The 24,444-nt window shown below is 68.0% G+C and carries 22 protein-coding genes and 2 pseudogenes; 14 read left to right on the top strand and 10 right to left on the bottom strand.

Features of this window, described 5'->3' with window-relative positions; translation table 11 throughout:
• Window positions 1–19 precede the first annotated feature (19 nt).
• Window positions 20–589, bottom strand: a pseudogene (locus U5N23_RS11045) (transporter substrate-binding domain-containing protein); the annotation flags it as partial.
• A 266-nt stretch (window positions 590–855) separates the two neighbouring features.
• Window positions 856–1,069 (bottom strand): annotated as a pseudogene (locus U5N23_RS11040) (cyclohexadienyl dehydratase); the annotation flags it as partial.
• Between the two features lie 210 nt (window positions 1,070–1,279).
• Here U5N23_RS11040 and U5N23_RS11035 point away from each other — a divergent pair.
• A complete protein-coding gene (locus U5N23_RS11035) occupies window positions 1,280–1,531 on the top strand; it encodes a hypothetical protein (protein WP_322592858.1) in 252 nt (83 codons plus the stop codon).
• Between the two features lie 141 nt (window positions 1,532–1,672).
• Here the strand turns inward: U5N23_RS11035 and U5N23_RS11030 are convergent, their stop codons facing one another.
• Window positions 1,673–2,770 (bottom strand): hypothetical protein, encoded by a 1,098-nt coding sequence (locus tag U5N23_RS11030; RefSeq protein WP_322592857.1) that lies wholly within the window; start codon window positions 2,768–2,770, stop codon window positions 1,673–1,675.
• A 129-nt stretch (window positions 2,771–2,899) separates the two neighbouring features.
• Window positions 2,900–4,183 (bottom strand): cardiolipin synthase, encoded by a 1,284-nt coding sequence (gene cls / locus U5N23_RS11025; protein WP_322592856.1) that lies wholly within the window; start codon window positions 4,181–4,183, stop codon window positions 2,900–2,902.
• A 122-nt stretch (window positions 4,184–4,305) separates the two neighbouring features.
• Between cls and U5N23_RS11020 the strand changes: the two genes are divergently transcribed.
• Both U5N23_RS11020 and U5N23_RS11015 read left to right on the top strand, forming a co-directional pair.
• Window positions 4,306–5,220, top strand: coding sequence for a peptidoglycan DD-metalloendopeptidase family protein (locus U5N23_RS11020; RefSeq protein WP_322592855.1), 915 nt, complete (start codon window positions 4,306–4,308; stop codon window positions 5,218–5,220).
• Between the two features lie 11 nt (window positions 5,221–5,231).
• Window positions 5,232–5,444 carry a hypothetical protein gene (locus U5N23_RS11015; protein WP_322592854.1) on the top strand — a complete coding sequence of 71 codons (213 nt, stop codon included), beginning with the start codon at window positions 5,232–5,234 and terminating at the stop codon, window positions 5,442–5,444.
• A gap of 967 nt (window positions 5,445–6,411) precedes the next feature.
• Here the strand turns inward: U5N23_RS11015 and gltS are convergent.
• Window positions 6,412–7,608 (bottom strand): sodium/glutamate symporter, encoded by a 1,197-nt coding sequence (gene gltS, locus U5N23_RS11010; RefSeq protein ID WP_322592853.1) that lies wholly within the window; start codon window positions 7,606–7,608, stop codon window positions 6,412–6,414.
• 224 nt (window positions 7,609–7,832) lie between these two features.
• Here gltS and U5N23_RS11005 point away from each other — a divergent pair, with 224 nt between their 5' ends.
• The 4 genes from U5N23_RS11005 (at window position 7,833) to U5N23_RS10990 (ending at window position 11,156) form a co-directional block, all read left to right on the top strand.
• On the top strand, window positions 7,833–8,381 hold the full coding sequence (locus tag U5N23_RS11005; protein WP_322592852.1) for a pseudouridine synthase: 549 nt from the start codon (window positions 7,833–7,835) through the stop codon (window positions 8,379–8,381).
• Between the two features lie 91 nt (window positions 8,382–8,472).
• The gene (locus U5N23_RS11000; protein WP_322592851.1) at window positions 8,473–9,219 is read left to right on the top strand and encodes a GntR family transcriptional regulator; all 747 of its coding nucleotides are present in this window, start codon (window positions 8,473–8,475) and stop codon (window positions 9,217–9,219) included.
• 36 nt (window positions 9,220–9,255) lie between these two features.
• Window positions 9,256–10,260, top strand: coding sequence for a tripartite tricarboxylate transporter substrate binding protein (locus tag U5N23_RS10995; RefSeq protein ID WP_322592850.1), 1,005 nt, complete (start codon window positions 9,256–9,258; stop codon window positions 10,258–10,260).
• 77 nt (window positions 10,261–10,337) lie between these two features.
• Window positions 10,338–11,156, top strand: coding sequence for an amidohydrolase family protein (locus tag U5N23_RS10990; protein ID WP_322592849.1), 819 nt, complete (start codon window positions 10,338–10,340; stop codon window positions 11,154–11,156).
• A 19-nt stretch (window positions 11,157–11,175) separates the two neighbouring features.
• On the opposite strand, the gene U5N23_RS10985 is transcribed toward U5N23_RS10990, so the two are convergent.
• Window positions 11,176–11,778, bottom strand: a complete 603-nt coding sequence (locus U5N23_RS10985) for a DUF2242 domain-containing protein (RefSeq protein ID WP_322592848.1) — start codon at window positions 11,776–11,778, stop codon at window positions 11,176–11,178.
• Window positions 11,779–12,240: 462 nt separating this feature from the next.
• Here U5N23_RS10985 and U5N23_RS10980 point away from each other — a divergent pair, with 462 nt between their 5' ends.
• Both U5N23_RS10980 and U5N23_RS10975 read left to right on the top strand, forming a co-directional pair.
• Window positions 12,241–13,314, top strand: a complete 1,074-nt coding sequence (locus U5N23_RS10980) for a tetratricopeptide repeat protein (protein WP_322592847.1) — start codon at window positions 12,241–12,243, stop codon at window positions 13,312–13,314.
• 188 nt (window positions 13,315–13,502) lie between these two features.
• Window positions 13,503–14,810: a UDP-N-acetylglucosamine 1-carboxyvinyltransferase gene (locus tag U5N23_RS10975; protein ID WP_322592846.1), complete on the top strand. Its 1,308-nt coding sequence runs from the start codon at window positions 13,503–13,505 to the stop codon at window positions 14,808–14,810.
• Window positions 14,811–14,817: 7 nt separating this feature from the next.
• Here the strand turns inward: U5N23_RS10975 and U5N23_RS10970 are convergent, their stop codons facing one another.
• Window positions 14,818–15,477 carry a hypothetical protein gene (locus U5N23_RS10970; protein ID WP_322592845.1) on the bottom strand — a complete coding sequence of 220 codons (660 nt, stop codon included), beginning with the start codon at window positions 15,475–15,477 and terminating at the stop codon, window positions 14,818–14,820.
• Window positions 15,478–15,599: 122 nt separating this feature from the next.
• Here U5N23_RS10970 and U5N23_RS10965 point away from each other — a divergent pair, with 122 nt between their 5' ends.
• Complete coding sequence (locus tag U5N23_RS10965; RefSeq protein WP_322592844.1) at window positions 15,600–16,055, top strand: thermonuclease family protein; 456 nt, start codon at window positions 15,600–15,602, stop codon at window positions 16,053–16,055.
• Here U5N23_RS10965 and U5N23_RS10960 read toward each other — a convergent pair.
• A complete protein-coding gene (locus U5N23_RS10960) occupies window positions 16,052–17,752 on the bottom strand; it encodes a flagellinolysin (RefSeq protein WP_322592843.1) in 1,701 nt (566 codons plus the stop codon). The genes U5N23_RS10965 and U5N23_RS10960 overlap by 4 nt on opposite strands.
• Before the next feature lie 341 nt (window positions 17,753–18,093).
• Between U5N23_RS10960 and U5N23_RS10955 the strand changes: the two genes are divergently transcribed.
• The 3 genes from U5N23_RS10955 (at window position 18,094) to U5N23_RS10945 (ending at window position 22,307) form a co-directional block, all read left to right on the top strand.
• Complete coding sequence (locus U5N23_RS10955; RefSeq protein WP_322592842.1) at window positions 18,094–19,368, top strand: MFS transporter; 1,275 nt, start codon at window positions 18,094–18,096, stop codon at window positions 19,366–19,368.
• 153 nt (window positions 19,369–19,521) lie between these two features.
• The gene (locus U5N23_RS10950; protein WP_322592841.1) at window positions 19,522–21,093 is read left to right on the top strand and encodes a DUF1800 domain-containing protein; all 1,572 of its coding nucleotides are present in this window, start codon (window positions 19,522–19,524) and stop codon (window positions 21,091–21,093) included.
• A gap of 11 nt (window positions 21,094–21,104) precedes the next feature.
• Entirely contained in the window at window positions 21,105–22,307 is a 1,203-nt protein-coding gene (locus tag U5N23_RS10945; protein WP_322592840.1) for a DUF1501 domain-containing protein, read from the top strand.
• Window positions 22,308–22,319: 12 nt separating this feature from the next.
• Here the strand turns inward: U5N23_RS10945 and U5N23_RS10940 are convergent, their stop codons facing one another.
• On the bottom strand, window positions 22,320–23,237 hold the full coding sequence (locus U5N23_RS10940) for a DHH family phosphoesterase (protein ID WP_322592839.1): 918 nt from the start codon (window positions 23,235–23,237) through the stop codon (window positions 22,320–22,322).
• A 390-nt stretch (window positions 23,238–23,627) separates the two neighbouring features.
• Between U5N23_RS10940 and U5N23_RS10935 the strand changes: the two genes are divergently transcribed.
• A complete protein-coding gene (locus U5N23_RS10935; protein ID WP_322592838.1) occupies window positions 23,628–24,095 on the top strand; it encodes a TerB family tellurite resistance protein in 468 nt (155 codons plus the stop codon).
• A 12-nt stretch (window positions 24,096–24,107) separates the two neighbouring features.
• Here the strand turns inward: U5N23_RS10935 and U5N23_RS10930 are convergent, their stop codons facing one another.
• Entirely contained in the window at window positions 24,108–24,443 is a 336-nt protein-coding gene (locus tag U5N23_RS10930; protein WP_322592837.1) for an ankyrin repeat domain-containing protein, read from the bottom strand.
• Window position 24,444 lies beyond the last annotated feature (1 nt).

Here is a 24,444-nt window from a genome sequence, read left to right as displayed (position 1 = left end):
GCTACAGCAGTTCAGCGGCTTACTTCAGCCACTTGTCGGCGGCGCCCTTGAGGACACCCCGGCTGTCAATCTGGCCCCAGACGAAATTCATCACGCGCGTGTAGTCCGCATCGTCCTTGGGCAGCATGAAGCCCAGGTAGCTCTTGGGTGTGAGCGGTGCGTCGATGAAGGCCGCATGCAGGCGCGGGTCGGCCTTGCTGTAGACCAGGGCCTCGTAGGTCTCGGTGATCATCACATCGCCCTTGCCTTCGGCAATCAGCGCCGGGATCTCGGCGTTCTTCTCGTGCGTGCTGACCTGGGCGGTCTTGAGGTTCTGCAGCACAAAGGTCTCGTTGGTGCCGCCGGGGTTCTTGATCACGCGCACATTGGGCTTGTTCAGGTCGTCCACGGTGGTGTACTTGGCCTTGTCGGCCGAGCGCACCAGTGCCACCTTGCCGAAGGGCGCGTAGCCGGGCAGCATTTCGATCAACCGGATGCGCGCCACGTTGCGCGTGATGCCGCCCACGGCGATATCGAACTGGTCGGACTGCAGGTCTGCCATCAGCTTGGGCCAGGAGGTCTGCACGTACTCGATCTTCACACCCAACTTCAGTCCCGTGAACCATAGAAATGACACCCCCCGCCGGGGCGGGAAGGGGCGCAGGCGTAGGCGCGCGCCGCAGTCCAGGCTCGCCGCCTGGACAAGGTGCGCAACGCCCGCATGCGCCCCTTCTCGCCCCGGCCCTTCGGGTGAGCGCCACACAGGCCGCATGCGGCGTTGCCAATCCTCGCCAGGTGTCCAACCTGGCTGCGGTTGGCGCCTTGCCTGCGGCCTGTGTGGCGCTCACGGGGGGTGCCATTTCTATGGTTCACGGGACTAGGCCATGGCTTCGATCACGTCGATATCGTGGCCCGACAGGCCGGCGCCGGTCTTGATGGCAAACGGGCGGTAGTCGCCCGGCGTGCCCACGCGCAGCACCTTGGTTTCCATGATCTTGTCCAGGCGCGGGCCGGCCTGGGCGCCCTGGCTCAGGGCAAGGGTGGCGACCACGGCGGTCACGGCCACGGCAAGTAGTTTCTTGGCGATCATTTCAGGGCACTCCGAAGGGGGAAAGGGTGAGGGTACGGCTGCGTGCGACCGCCACCGTCTGCGCGGGCGGTTCGCAACAAAAGGATACCGCGCGGTCCTGCTTGGCTACCGCTGCAAGGCAACGCACAACCAAGGCACGAAGCCTTATTCGGCGTAGCCCTGAAGGAAGTGGGTTACCCTGCCCGCATTCACCAACCGAGAACACACACCATGACCAAAAAGCTCAAAGTCACCATCGAAGTCGAAATGTCCGTGCCCGAGGACTGGTCGCTGGTCGAAACCTCCGAAGGCACGCCCGTGCTGAGCCTGCCGGACGGCCGCTTCATGGACATCGCCATCGAGCCCCTGTTCGCCACCGACCCCGAAGAGCTGTGGAGCAGCACCGAAGACGACGACGCCCTGCACGAAGTGCTCGACATGGTGGACAGCGAAGCCGTGACCTACGAGTTCGTCACGCATTGATGCACCCCGTGGCGCTGTGCGCCATGGGCCCGCACGGCGTCATCGCAAGTTAGAGCGGCCAACAAAACTCAGCGAAGCGGTTCTGGATAGGGCGTGTACGACAAGACGCAGCAAAGACGCCAGAAGAGTTTTGTTGGCCGCTCAATACAGGCTGTAGTGGTAGTCGTAGCTGCGCAGCCACAGCCGCGGCTTGCGCGGCCCGTCGAAGTGCAGCTGCAGCAGGTTGGCGCGCGGGTTGGCGCTGTCCACCACGAGTTCGTCGTCGGTCTCGGGTGAATCCACGTCCGACAGCGCAAAGCGCTGGAATACGTGGGTCAGCGCGGCCTCGGTGGTTTTGGGGCGGTAGTCGTCGTCCAGCAGCAGCTCGGGCGTGGCGATGTGGTCCTGGTGCAACCAGTACCACAGGCCTTCATTGGGTGTGCCGGGCCGGGCACCGGGGTTGCCTTTGTCACCCCAGGTATTGGGCGGCTCGCCGGGCGTGGCGCCCACCGGGTCCCACGCCATTACGCCCAGCCCATCGCCCACCTCGATGAACACGGCCAGGCTGCGGTCGTAGCGGGCACGCACGGCGGGTGAAAGAATGCGGTCGAGCCCATTGGCGCCTGTGCGCTGGTAGCCCCCTTCGCGCAGCAACAGGTCGGTGACCTTGCCCATGTCGGCCGCCGACAGGAAGTAGGAATCACCGATCTCGATCCGCCAATCGCCCAGCACCTTCACCAGCGGGGGCAGCGCCACACCCAGGCTCTTTTCCAGGTCGGCGAAGGCGGCCTTGGCAGGTTTTTTTTTGGCGCCGCCGTCACCGGGCTCGATGGAGATGGTGTCTTCCAGCTTCTTGGCCAGACCCCGGACGCGCTCGATCCAGGGCTTGCCCTGCTCGTACAGCGGGGCCGAGAAGGGCGCCATGTCGCGCACCGTCCAGGTCTTGTCGAAGGACGATGTCTTGGCGCCCTGGGTGACTTGCCCCTTGAGCCGCATGCGCTTGAGCCCCACGGGCAGTCCAAACACCAGCGCGGGCGGCTTCTTGAGCCCCGGCTGCGTGGCCTGGTGGTCCAGCTGCGCGACCAGCTTGCCATCGACGATCACATCGGCCACCACCTTGTCGCCCGCGTTGATCCAGGGGTGGATGCCGGCCCGGCCGGCGGTGGGGCCGTCGGCTGCGGAGACACTACCCGGCGCCCCTGCGAACACAGTCGCCAGCCACGCCGATATGCCCGCCAGAATGCTTCGCCGCTGTGCCATGGAAATCCCTCTCTCTTTTGTCTTGTAGAAGAGCGGAATTGTAGAAACGCGAAACCTCCTGAAGGCCTGAAGCGCATTCCCATGAAGTAACGAGCTGTTAGCGAAACGCGCGGTCTCGCAGCGGCATGCCTACAGCTGCGACTCCAGCAACGCCGCAACCCGCTCCGCCAACCGCTCTTTGAGCGGCCGGTTCTGCCAGTCCTCCAGCGTCACGCGCTTCGACTGCTTCAGATCCTCCTCGAACACGCGCGTCTGGCGCTCGGCGAACGCAGCGTCGTAGACATTGAGGTTGGCCTCGTCGTTGAGGCGAAACGAGCGGTTGTCGAAATTGGTGGAGCCCACCGACACCAGGCGCTGGTCCACGATCATCACCTTGCAGTGGTACATGGTGGGCTGGTACTCGTAGATCTCGGCACCGGCTTCGAGCAGCGGGCCCCAGGTGGCGCGCGAGGCGGCCTTCACGGTCTCGGTGTCGGTGTGCGGGCCGGGCGTGATGAGGCGCACACGCACGCCGCGCTTCAAGGCATCGAGCATGAGCTGGCGCGTGAGGTCGTCGGGCACGAAGTAGGCGACCGACAGGTCCAGGCTGCGCTCGGCGGCGGTGACGGCCATGTGGTACATGAGCTGCATGCTCTCGCTGCCGCTCGACGGCGAGCTCGAGAACATCTGCGCGCGCTGGGTGCCTTGCGGTGCAATGGCCGGAAAGTACGCATCCCCATGCACCACCTTGCCCGTGACCTTGAGCCAGTTGTCCAGAAAGGTGGCCTGCATCTGCGCCACGGCGGGCCCGCGCACCTGGTAGTGCGAGTCGCGCCAGTGGTCCGGGTCCTGGCCATTGCCCGTCCACTCCGGCGCAATGCCCACGCCGCCGGTGAAGCCCACCTGCCCGTCCACCACCAGCAGCTTGCGGTGGGTGCGGTTGTTCATGCGTGCCAGGTTGTACCAGTGCGGCTTGTGGAATTTTTCGACGAGCACGCCGGCCTCCTTCATCTCGGCCAGGTAGCTCTCCTCCATCTTGGCGCTGCCCACCCAGTCGAGCAGCACATGCACCGCCACGCCCGCGCGGGCGCGCTCGGCCAGGGCGTCGGCAAACTGCTTTCCGATGTCGCCGGACCAGTAGATGTAGGTCTCGAAGTTCACGCTCTTCTGTGCCGAGCGGATGGCCGCGAGCATGGGCGGAAAGATCTGGTCGCCGTTGATCAGCTCCTTGACCTCGTTGCCACCCAGGATGCCCGGGCCCAGCAGGCTGCCCATGGCGCGCTCGAACTGCGGGCTGGCGCTGGTGTACAGCCGCGGTATCTGGTGCTGCACCTTCTTCTCGCCGGCCGTGAAGTTCAGGGCAAAAAGCACCAGCGCGGCCGTGGCCACGAAGGTGAGCAAGACGATGCGCAGGGTGCGGCCTGTTTTTTTCATGGCGCGATTGTGGGTGGGGCCCTGGCGGGGCGATGTAGGCCGACTTCGTTTCAAAGGCCCGGCACAATGGCGGCCTGCATCGCCGTCTGCCCGTTATCGATTTGCCCAAGGTTCGTTCTTCCGTGCCCCATTCCATCCGCAACGCCATCCTTCCTGCCGAGACCTCTTCCCTGAACCGCCGCACCGCATTGCTGGGCGCAGCCAGCGGCCTGTGGGCCCTGCATGCGCCCACGCTGCACGCCAAGGCCCCGCCTGCCCCTACGGTATGGCCGCAGCCGCTGCAGGTACCGGGCGGCGTGGCCCGCCTGTCGCTCGGCCCTGCGGCCCAGCGGCCGGTAGCGCATGTGGGCGACGTGCCGTTGCTGGTGGTGGGCGATGCCATCGAATGGACGGCCATCGTCGGCATACCGCTGGCCGCCACACCGGGCCCGGCGCACATCACCGTGCAGCCAACCAGCGGTGGCGCGGCCCGCGAACTGCCCTACACCGTGGCGCCCAAGAAGTACAAGGAGCAGCACCTGACCGTGTCGCCGCGCACGGTGGACCTGTCGCCCGCAGACCAGGCGCGCTACGAGCGCGAGCGCGACCACCAGGCCCGGGTGATGGCCACCTTCACCGAGTCGCCTGCGGGCCAGGCGCTCGACTCGCTGCGCATGCGCGTGCCGGTGCCCGGGCGCCGCTCCAGTTCGTTCGGGCTGCGCCGGGTGTTCAACGGCCAGGCGCGCAATCCGCACAGCGGGATGGACATCGCCGCGCCCACGGGCACGCCCATCCTCTCGCCCCTGCCGGCGCGCGTGATCGACACGGGCGACTACTTCTTCAACGGCGGCACCGTGTGGCTGGACCATGGCCTGGGCCTGCTCTCCATGGTCTGCCACCTGAGCGCCATCGACGTGAAGGTGGGCGACGTGCTGGCCACCGGCCAGCGCCTGGGCGCCGTGGGCGCCACCGGCCGCGTGACGGGGCCGCACCTGCACTGGGGCGTGATGCTCAACCGCACCATGGTGGACCCGGCGCTGTTCGTGCCGCAGGCGTGATGGCAAGCGCCATGGCACTTGACCACGACACACTTCGCACAGGCCGCGCCCTGGCATCTGCCGCCTTGGCACTGTGCTGCACAGGCTGCGCCGTGGTGGCTGTGGCCGATGCGGCGGTGAGCGTGGCGGCCACCACGGTGAAGGTGGGGGCCAAGGTAGTTGGGGCTACGGTGGACGTGGGGGCTGCTGGTGTGAAGGCGGTAACGGGCGGCAGCAACGATTGACGTGCCGCCTTGCGTGCACCGTGCAGGCGGCGTTTGATTGCAGTGGCCCATGGCTGTGTGCAGGACCTGCAGGTCGGGGTCCGTGCCAAGGGGTTCTGCGGTTCTGCGGTTCTTGTTGGATGGGTGCTGCGTGCCTTGGTGAAGGGCGGAGGCCGGGGTGTGCGCCCGGCGGCGCAGTAACTTTCTCTTGCGTCGCCAAGAGAAAGTCACCAAAGAGAAGGCGACCCCCAGTCTGCGTCCCCCGTTCGCCCTGTCGGGCGAATGGGGGCAGCCTGCGATGCTCGGATCTGGGGTGGGCGTCGCTGAACTCGCTGCGTTCTGCGAACTCCGCTCAGACAGCAGCGACGAGCTAGACGACGAAGCGTGTGTGTCCTTCGGCACACACGCCCACCCCAGCTCCTGCGCTTCTCGGCGCAGCCAGCAGGGGTGGGGAGCGGGGACAAAGACGGCTGCTGCTTCGCAGCTGCGCCTGGGGTCGGTTACGCGCTGCGCGCTGCCGACGGGCGGCGCAGCCGCCCTGGCGAGCCGAGCGCAGCGAAGGACCACAGGCCGAGCGAAGCAATGGCCCGTATGGAGCCCGCTCCCACCCCCTTCTGACCGTGCCGAGAAGCGCAGGGCCTGGGGTGAGCGCGTGCCGAAGGACACGCGCATCGTTGTCTGGCTTGCCGCAGCTGTTTGAGCGGAGTTCGCAGAACGCAGCGAGTTCTGCGGCACACCCCAGGACCGAGCATCGCAGGCTGCCCCCTCGCCTCCGGCGAGGGGGACACGGGCAGCGGGGTCGCCTTTCTTTTGGGTACTTTTCTTTGGCGAAGCAAAGAACAAGTACCTCGGCCGCCGGGCCGAGACCCGGCTCCCGCCCTCCATCAAGGCATGCAGCCACCATCAAACCACAAGCGACGAAGGAGACCCGTGCTCCACCTTCAGCAAAGCAAAAGCAGCAATCGAGCAAAACGGCTTCAGCGGCCCATCATTTCAAGAAATTCATGAACGCCGTAATGACCACCGCATTGAAGAAATCAATGAACAGCGAACCCACCAGCGGAATCACGAAGAACGCCTTGACCGACGGCCCATTGACCGCCGTGAACGCCTGCATGTTCGCCATGGCATTGGGCGTGGCCCCCATGCCGAAGCCGCAGTGCCCGGCGGCAATGACAGCGGCATCATAGTCGCGCCCCATCACGCGAAAGGTGACCCAGTAGCCGTAGGCGAACATCAGCGCCGTCTGCGCCACCAGGATCACCAGCAGCGGCCCCGCCACCTCGGCCAGTTCCCACAGCTTCATCGACATCAGCGCCATGGCCAGAAAGAAGGCCAGCGACACATGGCCCACCACCTCGAACTGCCGCAGCGGCAGCTCGCTGTTGCGCCAATCGATGAGGTTGCGCACCAGCGCCGCCACCAGCATGGGCCCCAGGTACGAGGGCAGCGTGACGCCCAGGTCCTTGAGCCAGTTCACCAGCAGCGTGCCGATGCCGATGGACACGGCAATCAGGATGCTGGCGTACATCACCGTATCGCCACCACTGCCCGTGTTGGCCGTGACGGGCACCGGTATGGCCGGCGCGGTGGCAGCGCTGGCGCCATGCGCGTGCAGGCCGTTGCGCCGCATGAGCAGCGTGCCCAGGGGGCCGCCAATCACGCAGCCCGCCACCAGGCCATAGGTCGCGGCAGCAATCGCGGCCGGCAGGGCACCGGCTGCGCCGGCCTGCTCCAGCAGGGGGCCGAACGCGGCCGAGGTGCCATGCCCGCCCGTGAGCGCAATGGAGCCCGCCGCCACGCCGATGAGCGGATGCACGCCCAGCAGTGCTGCCAGGCCCGCGCCCAGGGTGTTCTGCAGCAGCACCAGCCCCACGGCCGCCGCCAGGAACAGGGCCACACCCACCCCGCCCTTCTTGAGCAACTCGAAGCTGGCAGAAAAGCCGATGGTGGTGAAAAACACCAGCAGCAAGAAGGCGCGCATGTTGTCGTAGAACTCGAACGCGAAGCTGCCGCTCAGGTGACCCACCAGCGCGATGAGCGAGAACACCAGCCCGCCGATGATGGGGCCTGGTATGAAGTAGCGCGACAGCACGCCTACGTGCTTCTTGATGAAGTCGCCCAGGACCAGGAGCACGGCGGCAACGCCGATGGTCTGTGCAATGTCCAGCTGGATGGTGATCATGGTGGAGTTGACTGGTGCCAGGCAGCAAGGCCGGGCCGGAACGCAGCCACCGCGTGAATGGGGTGGCCAGGGGGATGCAGCAGCACGCTGCGCGAGCCGGCGAGTGTATCGCCGCAGAAATGCCCCTCCAGGGCCTTCGCAGGCTGCGCGCAGCGGGCCCCTGGCTGCGGCTATGCTTGGCGGCCCGCCCACCGCTGCACTCCCTGCGCCACCGCGCCGCCCCCATGCCACCCCGCCTGATCCGCTTCAACAAACCCTATGGCGTGCTGAGCCAGTTCACGGCCGAGGGCAAGTGGCAGGGGCTCAAGGACTACATCGACCAGCCGGGCGTGTACGTGGCGGGCCGGCTCGACGCCGACAGCGAGGGCCTGCTGCTGCTGACCAGCGACGGGCCACTGCAGGCGCGCATTGCCGACCCGCGCTTCAAGATGGAAAAGATCTACTGGGTGCAGGTGGAGGGGCAGCCCGGTGAAGATGCCCTCGCACAGCTGCGCAGCGGCGTGCAGCTCAACGACGGCCCCACCCGGCCCGCGCGCGCCCGCTTGATGGACCCGCCACCTGCGGTATGGGAGCGCACACCGCCCATCCGCGAGCGCAAGGCCATCCCTACGGCCTGGATCGAGCTGGCCATCCGCGAAGGCCGCAACCGCCAGGTGCGGCGCATGACGGCGGCCGTGGGCTTCCCTACGCTGCGGCTGGTGCGCGCGGCCATCGGCCCCTACACGCTCGACGGGCTGGCACCGGGGGCCTGGGCCGAGCAGGCCGTGCTGTAGACCACAGCGGGCCCACCGTGCGGACAAGGGCAGTCCCCACCAAGGGTAAACCCGGATTTTTCAAGTCCTATAGAGGACTATAGTTCTTTGCATGGAATCCCCCTCGCACCTCGCCCTGGTCGACAGCTCCTCCGGCATGCGCCGCTATGCCGCGCTGGCCAATGCCCTGCGCGTGCGCGTGGTGGCGGGCGAGTGGCCGCCGGGCAGCGCCCTGCCGGCCGAAAGCCTGCTGGCTGCCGAGCACCAGGTGGCCCTGGGCACCATGCGCCGCGCGCTGGAGCTGCTGGTGGAGCAGGGGCTGATCGAGCGCATCCACGGCAAGGGCACCTTCGTGCGCCAGGGCATCGCGGGCGGGTCCATGCTGCGGTTTTTTCGCTTCGGCGGCGGTGGCGGCAGCGAAGTGCCGCAGTCGCGCATCCTCGTGCGCAAGAGCGTGACCGCAACGACCGCCGTGGCGCGCGGCCTGGGCATTGGCCCGGGTGAGCCCGTGCTGCACCTGCTGCGGCTGCGTCTGCTGGCCAGCCAGCCCTGCCTTATCGAAGAGATGTGGCTGCCGCTGGACCTGTTCGCACCGCTGGCCGACGACGACCTGGCTGGGTGGGACGACCTGCTCTACCCCATGTTCGCGCGCCGCTGTGGCGTGCACGTGCACCGCGCGGTAGACCAGATCGGCTTTGGCGCAATGACCGGCGCCCAGGCCGCCCAGTTGCGCCTGCCTGCCGGCCACCCCTGCGTCGCTGTGGAGCGCAGCGCCTACGACCTGACAGGCCGCTGCGTCGAGTGGCGCACCACGCGCGGTGATGCCCACGCCTTCCACTACTCCGTAACGATCACCTGACCCTCTCGTCCCCCGACCCCAGCAGGAGCAACCACCATGGCACCATCCACGCCCTCTTCCCATATCCCCCGCCGCCTGCTGCTGCAGGCCGCCGGTGCCGCGCTGGCCGCACCCTGGGTGGCCCACAGCCACGCGGCCACGGTGGCCGGTGGGCGGCCTGTCACGCTGGTGGTGTCCTACCCTGCGGGCGGCGGTGCCGACCTGATCGCGCGCATCATCGCGCCGCGCCTGGCCGACGCGCTGGGCCAGAGCGTGGTGGTGGAGAACAAGCCGGGCGCCAGCGGGCAACTGGCCGCCTCGCAGGTGGCGCGCGCCACGCCGGACGGCAGCACGCTGCTGCTCGATGCCTCGTCGTTCGCGGTCAACCCCTCGCTGTTCCCCAAGCTGCCGTATGACAGCGCCAAGGCCTTCACCCCGCTGGCGGTGCTGGTCACCTTTCCCAACGTGCTGGTGTGCACGCCCGGCTTCTCGGCCAAGTCGGTCAAGGACGTGATCCAGCTGGCCAAGGCCAAGCCGGGCGAGCTGACCTATGCGTCGTCGGGCAACGGCTCGGCCCAGCACCTGGCGGGCGCCATGTTCGAGGGGCGCGCGGGCGTGCAGTTGCTGCACGTACCCTACCGCGGCGGCGGCCCGGCCATGACCGACGTGATGGGCGGGCAGGTGCCGCTGTTCTTTGCCAACGTGGCCTCGTCGCTGGGCCACATCCAGGCGGGCAAGCTGCGCCCGCTGGCCGTGACCAGCATGGTGCGCGCCCGTTCGCTGCCCAATGTGCCCACCATGGCCGAGGCCGGCGTGCCCGGCTACGAGGTGCTGGAGTGGAACCCGCTGCTGGCCCCTGCCGGCATCGCTGCAGACACCAAGGCCACGCTGGTGGCCGCCGTGCGCAAGGCCCTGGCCGACCCCGAGGTGCTGGGCCGCGTGCGCCAGTTGGGGGGCGATGTGTTCGCCGATGCCTCGCAGCAGACCGCCGGCAAATTCATTGCGGCGCAGCAGGAGCAGTGGGCCAAAGTGGTGCGCGAGCGCAAGATTTCGGTGGGATAAGCCCCCTGCCTGGGCGGCCGGCAGGGGCGCGCACGCTTCGTGCATGCGCCATCGGCACGCCGTAGCGTGTGACTGAAATGACTTTTTCCACCTCTCCCACTTCCCCTCCTGCCCTGCCCCAGGGTTGGGACACCCATGTACACGTGTTCGACAGTGCCGCGCCCGCGCAGGCCGGCCACTACCAGCCCGTGCACCGACCGCTGGCCGACATCGAGGCACTGGCCGCGGCCCATGGCATCGGGCACCTGGTGCTGGTGCAGCCCAGCGTGTACGGCACCGACAACCGCGTGCTGCTCGATGCGCTGGCCCAATCCAGCGGCCGCCATCGCGGCGTGGTGGTGCTGGACGGCACCGTGCCCGACGCCGAGCTGGACCGCATGCATGACCTGGGCGTGCGCGGCGTGCGCTTCAACCTCGTCTCGCCCGTGGGCAACGGCCCCGAGACCATGAAGACCCTGGCCCCGCGCCTGGCCGAACGGGGCTGGCACGTGCAGTGGTACGCCAACCCCGAAGACCTGGCCACCATCGTCCACCTGCACCAGGGCACGCCCGTGGCCTGCGTGCTCGACCACCTGGCCGGCCTGCACGGCCTGCTGCCCTCTGATGACCGTGCCTGGCAAGCCCTGGCCAAGCTCGCGGGCCAGGGCGCCTGGGTCAAGCTCTCGGGCTGGTACCGGCTGCAGGCCAGCGCGCCGTATGGCCTGCTGCACCCGGCCATCACCCGCGTGGCCGCGCACATGGGGGATCGCCTGGTCTGGGGCTCGGACTGGCCGCACACCTCGTTCGCACCCGACGCGCTGCCGCGCTATGCCAGCGTGTGGGAGCCGGTGGTGAATGCGCTGGGCCATGAGGCCGCGCTGCGCATCCGCGATGCCGGCGCGCGCCTGTACGCCTAAGAGCCCGGCAGCGACCCGGCTACTCGTTGGCCTGGGCGGCCTCGTCGATCACCAGATAGCGTTTGACCAGGTCGAAAAAGCTTTCGTAGAAGGTGTCGGTGGTGATGGTCTCGCTGCCCACGCGCACCAGCGACTCGCTGCTCGACGAGAACGGCAGCGACACGGACCCGATGGCCCCCACGCCCAGGCTGGCCGAATTGTTGGTCTTGCGCAGCGCAAAACTGTCCTGGATGGCCGTGACAAAGCCCAGGCTGATCTTGCCGGTGGGCGACTCGGGCACGCAGACCACGCGGATCACCATCTGCATGTGCGTCTCGGTGCCGGGCTGGAAGTTCTTCTTGCCCTCCACCAGCTCGGCCGAGCTGGTGTTGATGATGTAGCCCTGGCTGAGCAGCGCCCGGCGCGATGCCTCGCAGGTCTGCGCCGGCGTGGCATCGAACAAGCGCGAGTAGGTGGCCAGCGAGCCGAATTTCTCCTGCGGCGCCTGGGGGCCCTGCGCGCTGCTGGGCAGGGTGCCGCAGCCGGCCAGCAGCAGGGCGACGCCCGCCAGCAGTGCGGCAAGCGGGCGAAGGGCGCGTGGCGTGGCGCCGAAAGGCACAAGGGCAGACGGTTTCGAGGGCATCGTCGGATTCAAAAGCGGCACTCCGAAAAGGCAGGCGTTGGAGAGGGTGCGGGGCGCCCGGCACTGCAGACAACGGCGGGCAACTGTCGCTGTGAGGCGCCGTACTTGCGGTCGGTTCCCACCATTCTAGAAATGAAATTCGTCGCTGGGATGGCATTTCGCCGGGACACGGCGCCCGGACTGTGCAGTTCTCGGGCAAGGCACCATCATGCCATGTTGCTCTCATTTCGATAGCCCGCAAGCCCCCCTGCACGATATTGGTCTTGATTGTTACAAATGGCGCTGCAAGTTGCCGGTTTTGGCGGGGATCCCTTTGCCCTCGTTACACATCTGGACATATAAAAAACCATTTACTACAAATACACTAGCCGCCTACGGGCCAGCTGGCGCCCCTATGGGAGGGGGCCGCACCAAGATGCCCGAGGAGGGCCGCGCTTTCGTGCGCGGTGAAGGAAGAGATACGTGAACCAAAAACCCGACCTGTCGTTTTCGCTGGAGCCCATCGAAAAGGAATCCGCCGCCAAGACCACCTTCACGGAGCGCACCTGCCCCCGCTGCAAATACGCACGCCAGCCCAGCGACACAGCGCCTGATTGGCAGTGCCCGAGCTGCGAAGTGGCCTACGACAAAGTAGACCCGCCCAAGCCGCGCGAACCCGAGGCTGCGGCCCCTGCGCCGGCACCGTATGTCGGCAAGGCCGCGCGGCAGCGTGCGGAAGCGGCGGCTGCCGCTGAAGCCGCGGCCGCTGCCAAGAAGAAAGAGAAAGCCCGGAAAAAGCCCTCCCGCGAGCTTCCCACGACCTGGATTGCCCTCGCACTGGCCGTGGTGCTGGGCCTGGGCCTGGTGGGCTGGAAGTTCCACAACGACAAGCTGCGCGCGCAGGAACGCATCGCCAAGGCCGAGGCCGATGCCCGCGCTGCGGAAGTGGCGGCACAGAAAGCCGCCCAGGACCAGCAAGCGCGCATGAAGGACCTGGAAAAGCAGGCCCGCCGCAGCAGCGAAGGGCCTGAAGCGGTGCAGGAACTGCAGGCCCTGGCAGACAAGGGCGACCTGCGCGCCATGCTGGTGCTGGGCACCACGCTGCGCGACGGCCGCGGCGTCCCCAAGGACCCCGACCAGGCCATCCGCTGGCTGACCAAGGCATCGAGCGAGGGCTATTCCCTGGCCAGCGTGCAGCTGGGCTACAGCTATGAGCGCGGCCTGGGCGTGACCCAGCAGGCCGAGCAGGCCGAAAACCTGTACCAGCGCGCCGCGCGCCAGGGCGACCCATCGGGCCTGTACAGCCTGGGCCTGCTCTACTCCACGGGCCTGGACAACGTAGGCCGCCGGCCGGTGGCCGCCCACATGCTGCTCGACCTGGCGCAGCGCGCACACAAGGAGCAGCAGCAGGACGACACGCTCGTCCCGCCCAACCGCGGCGCCTTCTGGGCGGCCGGCACCATGCGCCGCCTGGCGCCCAGCATGAGCATCGTGGAAGTAGCCGAGGCCAAGCGCCTGGCCGACGCCTGGAAGCCGGGGCAACCGTTCGGGTTCTGACCCCCCTGGCTTTGGAGTGGCCGATCTAAAGCCGACCTGCCGAGCGGCAGATTACCGGCGGATACACGCGCCGGTGCGCGGCACGGGTACAGTGCAGGGCTTTCGCGGAGCGCAGCGCCAGCAGGCGCAGCGCCCGCCGTGCCTTTTTCCGCCCAGATCCCTCCCCCCTCTTTCTTTCCGGTTTCCCCATGTCCAACCTCATCGTCCACGGCGGTACGCCCCTGCGTGGCCGCATCACCCCGTCCGCCAACAAGAACGCCGTGCTGCCGGTGCTGTGCGCCACCCTGCTCACGCGCGAGCCGCTGCGCCTGCATGGGGTGCCCGACATCACCGACGTGCGCAAGATCCTCGACATCTTTCGCATGCTGGGCAGCAGCGTGCAGCTGGACGAGGCCACGGGCACGCTGAGCCTGCACCACCAGAACACGGTGTTCGACCCCGCGCAGCACCGCCTGCCCGAGGAGATGCGCTCGTCCATCATGCTGATCCCGCCGCTGCTGGCCCGCTTTGGCGTGGCGCGGCTCGAAGACAACGTCAAGGGCTGCACCCTGGGCGTGCGCGAGATCGACCCGCATGTGGAAGTCTTCCAGCGCTTTGGCGGCACGGTGGAACGCGCCGAGGGCTCGCTGCTGGTGCGCAGCAGCCAACAGGGCGCGCTCACGCCCACGGACCACTGGCTCGACTACGCCTCCGTCACCACCACCGAGAACTTCGTGCTCTGCGCCGTGGCCGCCAACGGCACCTCCACCTTGACCAACGCGGCGTCGGAGCCCCACGTGCAGGAGTTCTGCCGCTTCATGGTGATGCTGGGTGCGCGCATCGACGGCATCGGCACCTCGCGCATCACGGTGCAGGGCGGCGCGGCGCTGGGCGGCGGCGAGTTCCGTTTCGATGAAGACTTCCACGAGATCACCACCTTCCTGGCGCTGGGCGCCATCACCGGCGGCGACGTGATCGTGCGCAACAGCGCGCCGGGCAACTTCCCGCTGATCGACCGCACCTTCGCCAAGTTCGGCGTGGTGGTCACGCACGAGGACGGCTGGTCGCGCGCGCACTGCCCTGGCCCGCTCAAGGTGCAGACGCCGTTCACAAGCAACGTGCTGACCAAGGTCGAGGCCGCGCCCTGGCCCTACTTCCCGGTGGACCTGCTGCCCATCTTCATCGCCCTCGGGGTGCGTGCGCAGGGCAACTGCATGTTCTGGAACAAGGTCTACGACGGCGCCCTGGGCTGGACGGGCGAGCTCTCCAAGTTCGGCGCCCACGTCTTCTCGTCGGACCCACACCGCCTCATCACCTTCGGCGGCAACCCGCTCTCCCCCGCGCTGGTGGAGAGCCCCTACATCATCCGCGTGGCCATTGCCCTGTTCATGGTGGCGGCCAGCATCGAAGGGCGCTCGGAGATCCGCAACGCCGCGCCCATCCGCCGCGCCCACCCGCGCTTCGTCGAGAACCTGCGCAGCCTGGGCGTGAACGTGGAGTGGACCAGCGAGGAGTAAGGGCCTGCTACCGGCGACGGAACCAGAGCACCACGCCCAGGAACACCACGCCCGTGAGAATGGGCGACCAGGACATCAGCAGTTCGATCCACGTCGATTTGCGGATGCCCGACCAGACCTCGACCTGCACGCGGTCGATGCGCAGGTTGCGCGACGACTCGAACTCCAGCGAGGGGGCGGCCATGCGGTCTTCCTTGAAGCTCACGCCCTTGGAGGCCCCCACCATGGACACGGGCTGGCCCGCACGGGCGCCCTTGTGCACCAGCTCGGGCAAAAAGGAGATGGGCGACGGGCCATCGAACTGCAGGCCGGTCTGCCAGCGCGAGCCGGCGTCGCCATCGGCCAGCGCCACGCCAGAGACCTTGACGACGATGGTGAAGGGGTTCTTGCTGGTGGGCAGCGACAGCTCGTCGCCGCGCCAGCGCTCGGTGTCGGCGTAGATGCCTTTGCCCTTGTCACCCGGCTTCTGTGCCTGCTTTTCCTGGAAGCGCTCAAACTTCGCCAGCGTCTCGGGCGACAGGTCGTAGATCTTCTCCAGGGTCTTGCCATGGGCGCTGGCTTCGTCCTTGGCCTGCACGGAAGGCAGGGCCGCCGCCAGCACCAGAAAAGCCACGGCGACCCATCGCCACACGCGGCCCGAATGGGTGGCGCAAATCACGGTACGCATCTGAAACTCCCCCTCATGTGCTGTTGTCGTTCGTTGTGCAGGCAGCCTGCGTGCGCCGCGCAGCACGGAGTGTAGGAGACAATGCGCGGCTTTTCACCGCCCCGCCAGACGCCTCCCGCCCCATGCCCCTGCCTGCTGCTGCCCTGCTCTGCCTCGTGGTCGCCATCAGCGATGGCGACACCCTCACCGCCCGCTGCGGCACGCCAGGACGCTACCAGCAGTTGACGGTGCGCATCGCGGCCATCGATGCGCCCGAACGCAAGCAGGCCTTTGGCCAGAAAGCGCGCCAGCACCTGGCGCAGATGTGCTTCAAACGCCAGGCGACGTTGCAGCCCATCGAGGAAGACAGCTATGGCCGCACCGTGGCCAATGTGCGCTGCGGCGGCACCGACGTGGCCACCGCGCAGGTGGCGGCAGGCCTGGCCTGGGTGTACAAGCCCTATGCGGAACAGCACCCGCACCTGGCACCGCTGCAGCGCCAGGCACGCGCCCGAAGTGAAGGCCTGTGGGCTCAAAAACGCCCGCTGGCGCCGTGGGACTACCGGCACCGACACCACAAACCCTACGGCAGCTCCTAACGCAGCAGCGCCAGCACGCCCTGCGGCAACTGGTTGGCCTGCGCCACCATGGCCGAGCCGGCCTGTTGCAATATCTGCTGGCGCGCCAGCGTCGCGGTCTCCACCGCAAAGTCGGCATCGAGGATGCGCGAGCGGCTGGCCGACAGGTTCTCGCTGGTGTTGTTGAGGTTGGCCATGGCCGACTCCAGGCGCGAGGCCTGGGCGCCGATCACGGCGCGCTGGCCGTTGACGTAGTCGAGCGCCCGGTCCACCGCCACGATGGCCTGGGCCGGTGAGATGGTCACGTCCAGCGTGCTGCGCAGCCCCAGCGACGTCAGGCCCATGGCGCCTATCGATGTCTCCAGGGTCTGGTTGGCATTGGCCCCGATCTGGAAGACCTGGGTCGTCGTGCCGCCCTTGGACGTGGCGATGGTTTCGAAGGACTCGGCAAAGCCGTCGAGCACGTCGGTGCCCGAGCGGCTGCCGCTGTTGGGCACGGTGCTGGTGGCGGTCTTCACGTCACCGCCGTCCACATCCTGCCCGCCGATGGCGCCGGTGTCGGCATTGTTCAGGTCGAAGCTGCCGATGAAGGCCGCGCCGTTGGCGGCGAACTGCGTCTTGAAATCGGCGGCGCTGGCAAACTGCCCCTGCGAGGCGTTGGCCAGCGCCTGGTCGAGCGTCGAACCCGGGTTGGCGCTCAGGTAGGTGAGCACATCCTTCACACCCTCGCCGCCAGCGCCCTTGATGCGGCTGTGCATGTAGCGCACGGCGGAATAGCTCGACGAGTAGAACTCGCTGGTGTTTGAGGGCCCGTTGATGGCGGCCACCACGGCGGGCAGCCCGACGTTGGCGATGTCGCCCTTGACGCGCTCGTCCGCCCCCTGGATGAACTCGGCCGTGCCCTCGGCAAACCACAGGTTGTTGCTGGTGATGTCCTGCCAGTTGGTGGCCCGCGCCATCACGGCGTGCACCATCTCGTGGGCAATGATGCGGTCGTTGTAGTACGGAGCATTGCCCCCGTCGGGGAAATTGGGCGGCACGAAATCGGCCATGTCCACCTGCAGGGTCAGGTTGGTGCCGCGCCCCTGGCCATCGAAGCCCGTGGCCTGCACGTATGCGGCCACTCCGCCCGCGCCATCGGTGTAGCCCGTGTACTTCACCGCCAGCGCCGCGCCGTCGGCCTTGATGCCGTAGAGCTTGCCGATCAGCGTCTCGCTGCTCTCCAGCCAACTGCCCACGCTGGTCATGCCGTCAAACACGGCCAGCAGGCTGGCATCCCCAACCAGGCTGCCCCGGGTGGGGTCGAACACGTTCATGCCGTTGAACTGGGCGGTGTTGGCGGTGCGGTCGATCTCGGAGGCCAATTGCGCCACCTCGGCCTGGATGGCCTGGCGGTCGCTGGCGCTGTAGCTGCCATTGGCGGCCTGCACGGCCAGTTCGCGGATGCGCTGCAGGCTCGATGCGATGGTGCTGATGGCGCCTTCGGCCGTCTGCAGCAGGGAAATGCCGTCGTTGGCGTTGCGCGCGGCCTGGTTCAGGCCGCGGATCTGGCTGGTGAAGCGTTCGGAAATGGCCAGGCCTGCCGCATCGTCCCGGGCGCTGTTGATGCGCAGGCCCGAGGACAGCCGCTGCAGCGAAGTCGCCAGAGTGCTCTGCCCCACGCTCAGGTGGCGCTGCGCACTCAGCGACATCACATTGGTGTTGATGCTCAACGCCATGGCATGCCCGAAGAAGAACTCCTGACCGACCTAAGAACGTGTTTGCGATCTTTACGGGGCCGTAAGGATCGCAAACACGTTCTAACAGGCAGGGCTGCGCACGCGCTGCCGCTGCCAGGGCTGGCCCCATGCCAGCCCCTTCTTTTTCAGTTATCGGCGGATGGAACAGGAACTTTCGGGAATATTGGTGTGCCCGCCGGTCAGGCAGCCTTCAGCAGCCCCGGTGCAAAGCCGGTAGCATCAAGCCCCCGGTACAAACCCTGATCGGCTGGCCTGGCTCCGGCCCGGCGCAGCTTTCCCCGGCCCGCTTTTCCCGCGCCTGCCCATTTTTCGCACCTCCCGTGTCCCCACCGTCCCCGACCTCCCCCCCGCACCCGGCAGGCCAGCCCGCCCCCAGCGTCTACCGCCACACCGGCTTCCTGGCCTTTCTCACCGCCCGCCTGATCGCCGTGTTCGCCACCCAGGTACAGGCCGTGGTGGTGGCCTGGCAGGTGTACGACCTCACACGCGAACCGCTGGCCCTGGCCTACGTGGGGCTGGCGCAGTTTCTTCCCATGCTGTGCCTGCTGCTGCCGGCGGGCGATCTGATCGACCGCTTCGACCGCCGGCGCATCCTGGCCATCAGTTGGGCCGTGGGCGCCGTCTGCAGCGCGCTGCTGTGGTGGCTGTCGGGGCATGGGGCCACGGGTGTCAACGGCATCTATGCGGTGCTGGTGCTGTTCGGCTGTGCACGCGCCTTCTCGGGCCCGGCCATGCAGAGCCTGCTGCCGCAGATCGTGCCGCGCGAGCAACTGGCCCAGGCCATCGCCGCCAACAGCATGCTGATGCGCGCGGCCAGCATCGGCGGGCCGCTGCTGGGCGGCATGCTGTACGCGGTGGGCGGCGGCGAGCTGACCTATGCGCTGTGCTTCGTGTGCTTTGCACTGGGTGCCGCGCTGCTGGCGCGCGTGGCCGTCCCCTACGCCATGCCCCCGGCGGCGGCGCAGGGCAGCATGTGGCAGCGCTTTGGCGCGGGCATCGTGTTCATCCGCTCGCGGCCCATCATCCTGGGCACCATTTCACTGGACCTGTTCGCCGTGCTGCTGGGCGGTGTGGTGGCCTTGCTGCCCATCTACGCGCACGAGGTGCTGCACGTGGGCCCCGCCGGTCTGGGCGCGCTGCGCAGTGCCATGGCCGTGGGCGAGGTGGGCGCCGGGCTGTACCTGAGCATGCGGCCCTTCAACCGCAAGGTGGGGCAGACCATGTTCATCGCCGTGGCCATCTTCGGCGCGGCCAACCTGGTGTTCGCGCTGTCCACGCTGTTCTGGCTGTCGTTCGCGGCGCTGCTGGTGGCCGGTGCTGCCGACATGGTGAGCGTGTACATCCGCGGCGCGCTGGTGCAGTTCTCCACGCCCGACGAAATGCGCGGGCGCGTGAATGCGGTGAACATGCTGTTCATCGGCTCGTCCAACGAGCTCGGGGAGTTCCGCGCCGGCACCAGCGCGGCCTGGCTGGGCGTGGTGCCTGCCGCCGTGCTGGGCGGCGTGTGCACGCTGGGCGTGGTCGGGGCGTGGACCTTGGGCTTCAAGCAGCTGCGCAAGGTGGACAAGTTCGAGGAAGCCGCCAAGGCCCACTGAACCCGCGCGCTGCAAGGCCCGCACAACTGCTCACAACCGCAGGGCATTTGTGTCGCCCGCGTAAAACCCGCCGCAGCCCCTTGCCTTGGCCCCGCAGAGGGCGCAGCATGGTGTTCCAGCCCCGGCCCGATGGGGCCGATGGACGCCCGCACCATGCTCCTGCACGACCTTGCCCCCCGTTCCCCGATCAATCGCCGCCAATGGCTGGCGCTGACCGCCCTGGGCGCCTCGGCCAGCGCCGTGCCCGCCTGGGCCGCCACCGCCGCGCCAGCGGACCTGCCCGACGAGGCCCTGCCAGCCCGCCTGGTGGACCGCATCACCTGGGGCTGCACGGCCCAGGGCGCACAGGCGCTGGCCACCCTGGGCCGGGATGCATGGCTGGCCGCCCAGTTGCGCAGCCCTGCCGATGCCCCCCTGCCCGCCGAAGCCCAGGCGCAGATCGACGCCATGGCCATCACCAAGACCCCATTCGAACCCCTGGCATTGCAGATGCAGGCGCGCCAGCGCGAGGCCCGCGCCCTGCCCACCGAGGACGAGCGCAAGGCCGCGCTGCAGGCCTGGCAGAAGGACATGCGCGGCCTGCAGCGCGAGGCCAGCCAGCGCTTCGTGCTGCGCGCGCTGTACTCCCCCAGCCAGTTGCGCGAGAAGATGACCTGGTTCTGGATGAACCACTTCAGCGTGTTCGCCGGCAAAGCCGACCTGCGTGCCAGCGTGGGCGACTACGAGGAGCGCGCCATACGCCCGCACGCGCTGGGCCGCTTTCGCGACCTGCTGGGCGCCGCCACGCGCCACCCGGCCATGCTGCGCTACCTGGACAACGCGCAGAACGCGGTCGGCCGCATCAACGAGAACCATGCGCGCGAGCTGATGGAGCTGCACACCCTGGGCGTGGGCGGCGGCTACAGCCAGCAGGACGTGCAGGAGCTGGCGCGCGTGCTCACGGGCGTGGGCATCGGCATGCGCCCGCTGGAGGACGGGCCCCCACGCATGAAGCCGGCCTTGCGCAGCCACTACGTGCGCCAAGGCCTGTTCGAGTTCAATCCCCAGCGCCACGACTGGGAGGCGAAGACCCTGCTCGGCCAGCCCCTCAAGGCAGAAGGCCTGGCCGAACTGGACGAGGCGCTGGAACGCCTGGCGCGCCACAGCGCCACGGCCCGCTTCGTCACGCGCAAGATGGCGATCTACCTGGTGGGCGATGCGCCCCCGCCCGCGCTGCTCGACACCCTGGCGCGCACCTTCGAGCGCACCGATGGCGACATCGCCGCCGTGCTGGCCGCGCTGTTCCAGTCGGGCGAATTCCAGGCCTCCCTGGGCCTGCGCTTTCGCGACCCGGTGCAGTACCTGCTGGCCGGTGCGCGCCTGGTGCACGGCGAACAGCCTGTGCTGGCCAGCACCGATCCCCTGCTCAACTGGCTGCAGCGCCTGGCCGAGCCCCTGTATGGCCGCGCCACGCCCGACGGCTACCCGCTGGATACCGCGACCTGGTCGGGCTCGGGCCAGATGAGCACGCGCTTCGAGGCGGCGCGTGTGCTCGGTGCCGGGGCCCTGGCACCACCCGATGCGCAGGGCAAGCGCGCGCCGCCGCTGGCGCTCGCACAGACGCCCTACCTGCGGCAGATTGGTGCCACGCTGGCGCCGGCCACGCGTGCCGCCCTGGTCCAGGCCACGTCGCCGCGCGAATGGAACCTTTTGTTCCTTTCGTCCCCCGAATTCATGCACGGCTGAAAGGACTCCCCATGCTGCGACGCCACTGCCTGCAGGCCCTTGGCGCAAGCGCGCTGGGCCTGGCCACCGCCCAGGTGGCAGCGGCCCCGCGCGCGGGCGATGCACGCCTGCTGCTCGTCTTTCTGCGCGGCGGCTACGACTGCGCCAGCCTGCTCGTGCCCACCAGCAGCAGCTTCTACTATGAGAGCCGGCCCCACATCGCCATTGCACGCCCCGGGGAGGAAGGCGGTGCGCTGGAGCTGAACAGCGACTGGGGACTGCACCCGGTGCTGGCCGATTCGATGCTGCCGCTGTACCGGCGGCGCGAGCTGGCCTTCGTGCCCTTCGCCGGCACGGACGACCTCTCGCGCAGCCATTTCGACACGCAGGACAGCATCGAGCTGGGCCAGCCCCTCACTGGGCGGCGCGACTACGGCTCGGGCTTTTTGAACCGGCTGGCGGCCGAACTGGGTGCCAAGGGCACAACGGCCGCCCCCATGGCCTTCACCAGCACCCTGCCGCTGGTGCTGCGTGGCACGGTGGACGTCCCCAACAGCTCCCTGGCGGCCTCGGCAGGAAAGCCGGGCGTGGACGAGCGCCAGGCCCAGCTCATCGGCATGATGTACGGCAGTACCGCGCTGGCCGGCCCTGTGGCCGAGGGCTTTGCCACCCAGGGCGAGGTGGTGCGCAGCATGCAGGGCGAGATGGAAGCGGCCAGCCGCAATGCGCTGAGCACCAAGGGCTTCGAGGGCACAGCCCGGCGCATGGCGCGGCTGATGCAGACGCGCTACCACCTGGGTTTTGTCGATGTGGGCGGCTGGGACACCCATGTCGGCCAGGGCAACGCCACGGGCCCGCTGGCCAACCGCTTTGAAGAACTGGGCCGGGGCCTGGCCGGCTTTGCCGACGAGATGGGCGGCGCCGCCTGGAAGAACACCGTGGTGGTGGTGGTCAGCGAGTTTGGCCGCACCTTCCGCGAAAACGGCAACCGCGGCACCGACCATGGGCACGGCACCGTCTTCTGGGTGCTGGGCGGCGGCGTGGCGGGCGGGCGCATCGCGGGCGAGCAGCAGGCGCTGAGCGCCACCACGCTGTTCCAGAACCGCGACCACCCGGTGCTCAACGACTACCGCGCCGTGCTCGGCGGCCTGTTCGGCCGCATGTACGGACTCAACGCCGCGGCCCTGGCGCGGGTGTTCCCGGGCGCACGTGCCAGCGATCTGCGGCTCGTGTGAGCCGCGAACGCATCACGCGTTGAGAACCCCGCTCATCAGCTCGGGCAGGCGCTCGATCTTCATCTTGAAGCCGCAGGCCTGCGCATGGCCGCCCCCGCCCATGCTTTCGGCCAGGGCGATGCAGTCGAAGTTGCGCTGCGAGCGCAGCCCCGCCTTCACGCCCTTGGCACCTGCGCTCCACATCAGCGCGAAGGTACCGGTCTTGGCCGAGAGGATGTCGCCCACCAGGCTGTGGAACATGCCGGGCGCATTGACCATCAGGCCCTCGATGCCGTTGAACACCAGGGGCTGCGCGCCCTCGGCGATGTCGGCGCAGAGCTTTTGGTACTTCTCGTCCATGGCCGAGCCGCGCGCCATGAAGCGCTCCAATTGCTCGGGCGTGAAGCGGGCGATCTCCTGCCAGCGCTCAAAGGTCTGCGTCTCCATGTCCAGCGCCGACAGGAAGGCCGCGCTCTCGGGGAACTCCCACTTCCAGATGTCGCGGTCCTCCACGTACTGCAGCAGCGCCGGCACGGGCTGGTGCGGGTGGAAGAACTCCCAGGCCAGGCGTGCGCCCGACTTGTCCATGTCGAAGTGCACCACGCCGCAGCGGCAGGCAAAACCGGTGAGCTTCTCGGCCGCGCTCTTGTGGTGGTCGAGCATCACCAGGCGCGCCGCACGCTCGTCGATGGCCGAGAGGATCTCGGCCGAGAACGAAAAATCGAGGATGTAGACCGAGCGGCCATCGAGCGCGGGCAGGTCGTCCACCGACTGCACGTCGCCATGGTCCAGGCCCACGTACTCGGCCTTGTCGCCGTAGTAAAGCCAGGCCGCGAGGGCGGCGCCAAAGCCGTCCGGGCAGCTGCGGCCGTGGTACAGCACCAGGGGCGAAGGGTCGTTCAGATCGGGGGCAACCAGCAGTTGCAGGGGAAGGATCGTTTTTTTCATCATTGCCTGCGATTGTCGCGCGGCTGCGTGACGGCGGGAACCAATACATTGCACCGGGCTCCATCGGACATGGCACGCAGCATCCTCTCGCGCATACTCCAACCCTTTTACTCAGAACCTGTTCAAAGTCTTTTTGCAGCCGCGTTGGGGCGCAATCGGGATGAGTGGATGCTTCGGATGCGCCGCATGGGCTCATGCCCATGCAAGCAGACGGGGCGTCCAATCGCCCGATTTCGCCCCAACCCTTCGGGCAAGTGCCTTTTCGGGCGGTCTGCGGCGTTGCGGCGCTTGTTGATAGCGGGGCTATCAACTGCGCACCGCGCCTTGCATCCCATCCCGAAAAGGGACTTGCGCGGCTCCAAAAAGACTTTGAACAGGTTCTTAGGCCGGCACATGTTCCAGACCCTCAAAGAACTGTTCGACAGCTTCACCGCCCCTTTTTCTCCCGAGGCCACCCCGGCCGAGCGCGCGCATTCCGTGCAACTGGCCGCCGCCGTGCTGCTGGTGGAGGTGGTGCGCGCCGATGCCGCCATGGACGCCGCGGAACGCGATGCCATGGTCCGCGCCCTGCGCGAGCGCTTCACCCTCACCGACGACGAGATCGAGCGCCTGGTGGAGCTGGCCGTGGACACGGCCAAGACCGCCTACGACTACCAGCGCTTCACCGGCAACCTCAACGACCACTTCACCCAGCCGCAGAAGATCGAACTGGTCGAGGCGATGTGGCAGGTGGCCTATGCCGATGCCCGCCTGGATGAAAACGAGTTGCACGCCATCAGCAAGGTGGCCGGGCTGCTGCACGTGACGCACGGCGAGTACATCGCCGCGAAGATGCGTGCCAAGGAAGCGGCTGGCGTATGAGAGGTTGAGCCGCTACACCGGCAGCCAGCGCCACCAGAACGGCTTGCGCACTTCGCGAGCGCCACGCGCCTGCAGCAGCTGCACAAACGCCGTGCGGCCATGGCGCCTGGCGGCCTGCAATGGCGTCATGTCGTCGAATTCCGAGCGCAGCTGCGGGTCTGCGCCATTGTCCAGCAGGTAGTGCGCGATGGCATCGTGCCCGTGGACCAGGGCCGCCACCAACGGCGTGCACAGGATCTCGGGGTGCTGGTAGTTGGGGTTCACGCCTGCGCTGATGTGGTGGCGCACCAGCGCCAGATCGCCGGCCAGGGCGGCGGCATACATGTCTTTCCAATCGCCTGCGGACATG

The organism is Acidovorax sp. (assembly GCF_034519795.1).
Lineage (GTDB): Bacteria > Pseudomonadota > Gammaproteobacteria > Burkholderiales > Burkholderiaceae_C > Acidovorax.
Note: the sequence above shows the minus strand (reverse complement) of the source record. Positions and strands in the feature narration are given on the sequence as shown.

What these genes read in the sequence shown, in the direction of transcription:
- U5N23_RS11035 (WP_322592858.1), top strand. Translation starts at nt 1,280, where the DNA reads ATGACCAAAAAGCTCAAAGTCACCATCGAAGTCGAAATGTCCGTGCCC.
- U5N23_RS11030 (WP_322592857.1), bottom strand. Translation starts at nt 2,770, where the DNA reads ATGGCACAGCGGCGAAGCATTCTGGCGGGCATATCGGCGTGGCTGGCG.
- cls (WP_322592856.1), bottom strand. Translation starts at nt 4,183, where the DNA reads ATGAAAAAAACAGGCCGCACCCTGCGCATCGTCTTGCTCACCTTCGTG.
- U5N23_RS11015 (WP_322592854.1), top strand. Translation starts at nt 5,232, where the DNA reads ATGGCACTTGACCACGACACACTTCGCACAGGCCGCGCCCTGGCATCT.
- gltS (WP_322592853.1), bottom strand. Translation starts at nt 7,608, where the DNA reads ATGATCACCATCCAGCTGGACATTGCACAGACCATCGGCGTTGCCGCC.
- U5N23_RS11005 (WP_322592852.1), top strand. Translation starts at nt 7,833, where the DNA reads ATGCCACCCCGCCTGATCCGCTTCAACAAACCCTATGGCGTGCTGAGC.
- U5N23_RS11000 (WP_322592851.1), top strand. Translation starts at nt 8,473, where the DNA reads ATGGAATCCCCCTCGCACCTCGCCCTGGTCGACAGCTCCTCCGGCATG.
- U5N23_RS10995 (WP_322592850.1), top strand. Translation starts at nt 9,256, where the DNA reads ATGGCACCATCCACGCCCTCTTCCCATATCCCCCGCCGCCTGCTGCTG.
- U5N23_RS10990 (WP_322592849.1), top strand. Translation starts at nt 10,338, where the DNA reads ATGACTTTTTCCACCTCTCCCACTTCCCCTCCTGCCCTGCCCCAGGGT.
- U5N23_RS10985 (WP_322592848.1), bottom strand. Translation starts at nt 11,778, where the DNA reads ATGCCCTCGAAACCGTCTGCCCTTGTGCCTTTCGGCGCCACGCCACGC.
- U5N23_RS10975 (WP_322592846.1), top strand. Translation starts at nt 13,503, where the DNA reads ATGTCCAACCTCATCGTCCACGGCGGTACGCCCCTGCGTGGCCGCATC.
- U5N23_RS10970 (WP_322592845.1), bottom strand. Translation starts at nt 15,477, where the DNA reads ATGCGTACCGTGATTTGCGCCACCCATTCGGGCCGCGTGTGGCGATGG.
- U5N23_RS10965 (WP_322592844.1), top strand. Translation starts at nt 15,600, where the DNA reads ATGCCCCTGCCTGCTGCTGCCCTGCTCTGCCTCGTGGTCGCCATCAGC.
- U5N23_RS10960 (WP_322592843.1), bottom strand. Translation starts at nt 17,752, where the DNA reads ATGGCGTTGAGCATCAACACCAATGTGATGTCGCTGAGTGCGCAGCGC.
- U5N23_RS10950 (WP_322592841.1), top strand. Translation starts at nt 19,522, where the DNA reads ATGCTCCTGCACGACCTTGCCCCCCGTTCCCCGATCAATCGCCGCCAA.
- U5N23_RS10945 (WP_322592840.1), top strand. Translation starts at nt 21,105, where the DNA reads ATGCTGCGACGCCACTGCCTGCAGGCCCTTGGCGCAAGCGCGCTGGGC.
- U5N23_RS10940 (WP_322592839.1), bottom strand. Translation starts at nt 23,237, where the DNA reads ATGATGAAAAAAACGATCCTTCCCCTGCAACTGCTGGTTGCCCCCGAT.
- U5N23_RS10935 (WP_322592838.1), top strand. Translation starts at nt 23,628, where the DNA reads ATGTTCCAGACCCTCAAAGAACTGTTCGACAGCTTCACCGCCCCTTTT.
- U5N23_RS10930 (WP_322592837.1), bottom strand. Translation starts at nt 24,443, where the DNA reads ATGTCCGCAGGCGATTGGAAAGACATGTATGCCGCCGCCCTGGCCGGC.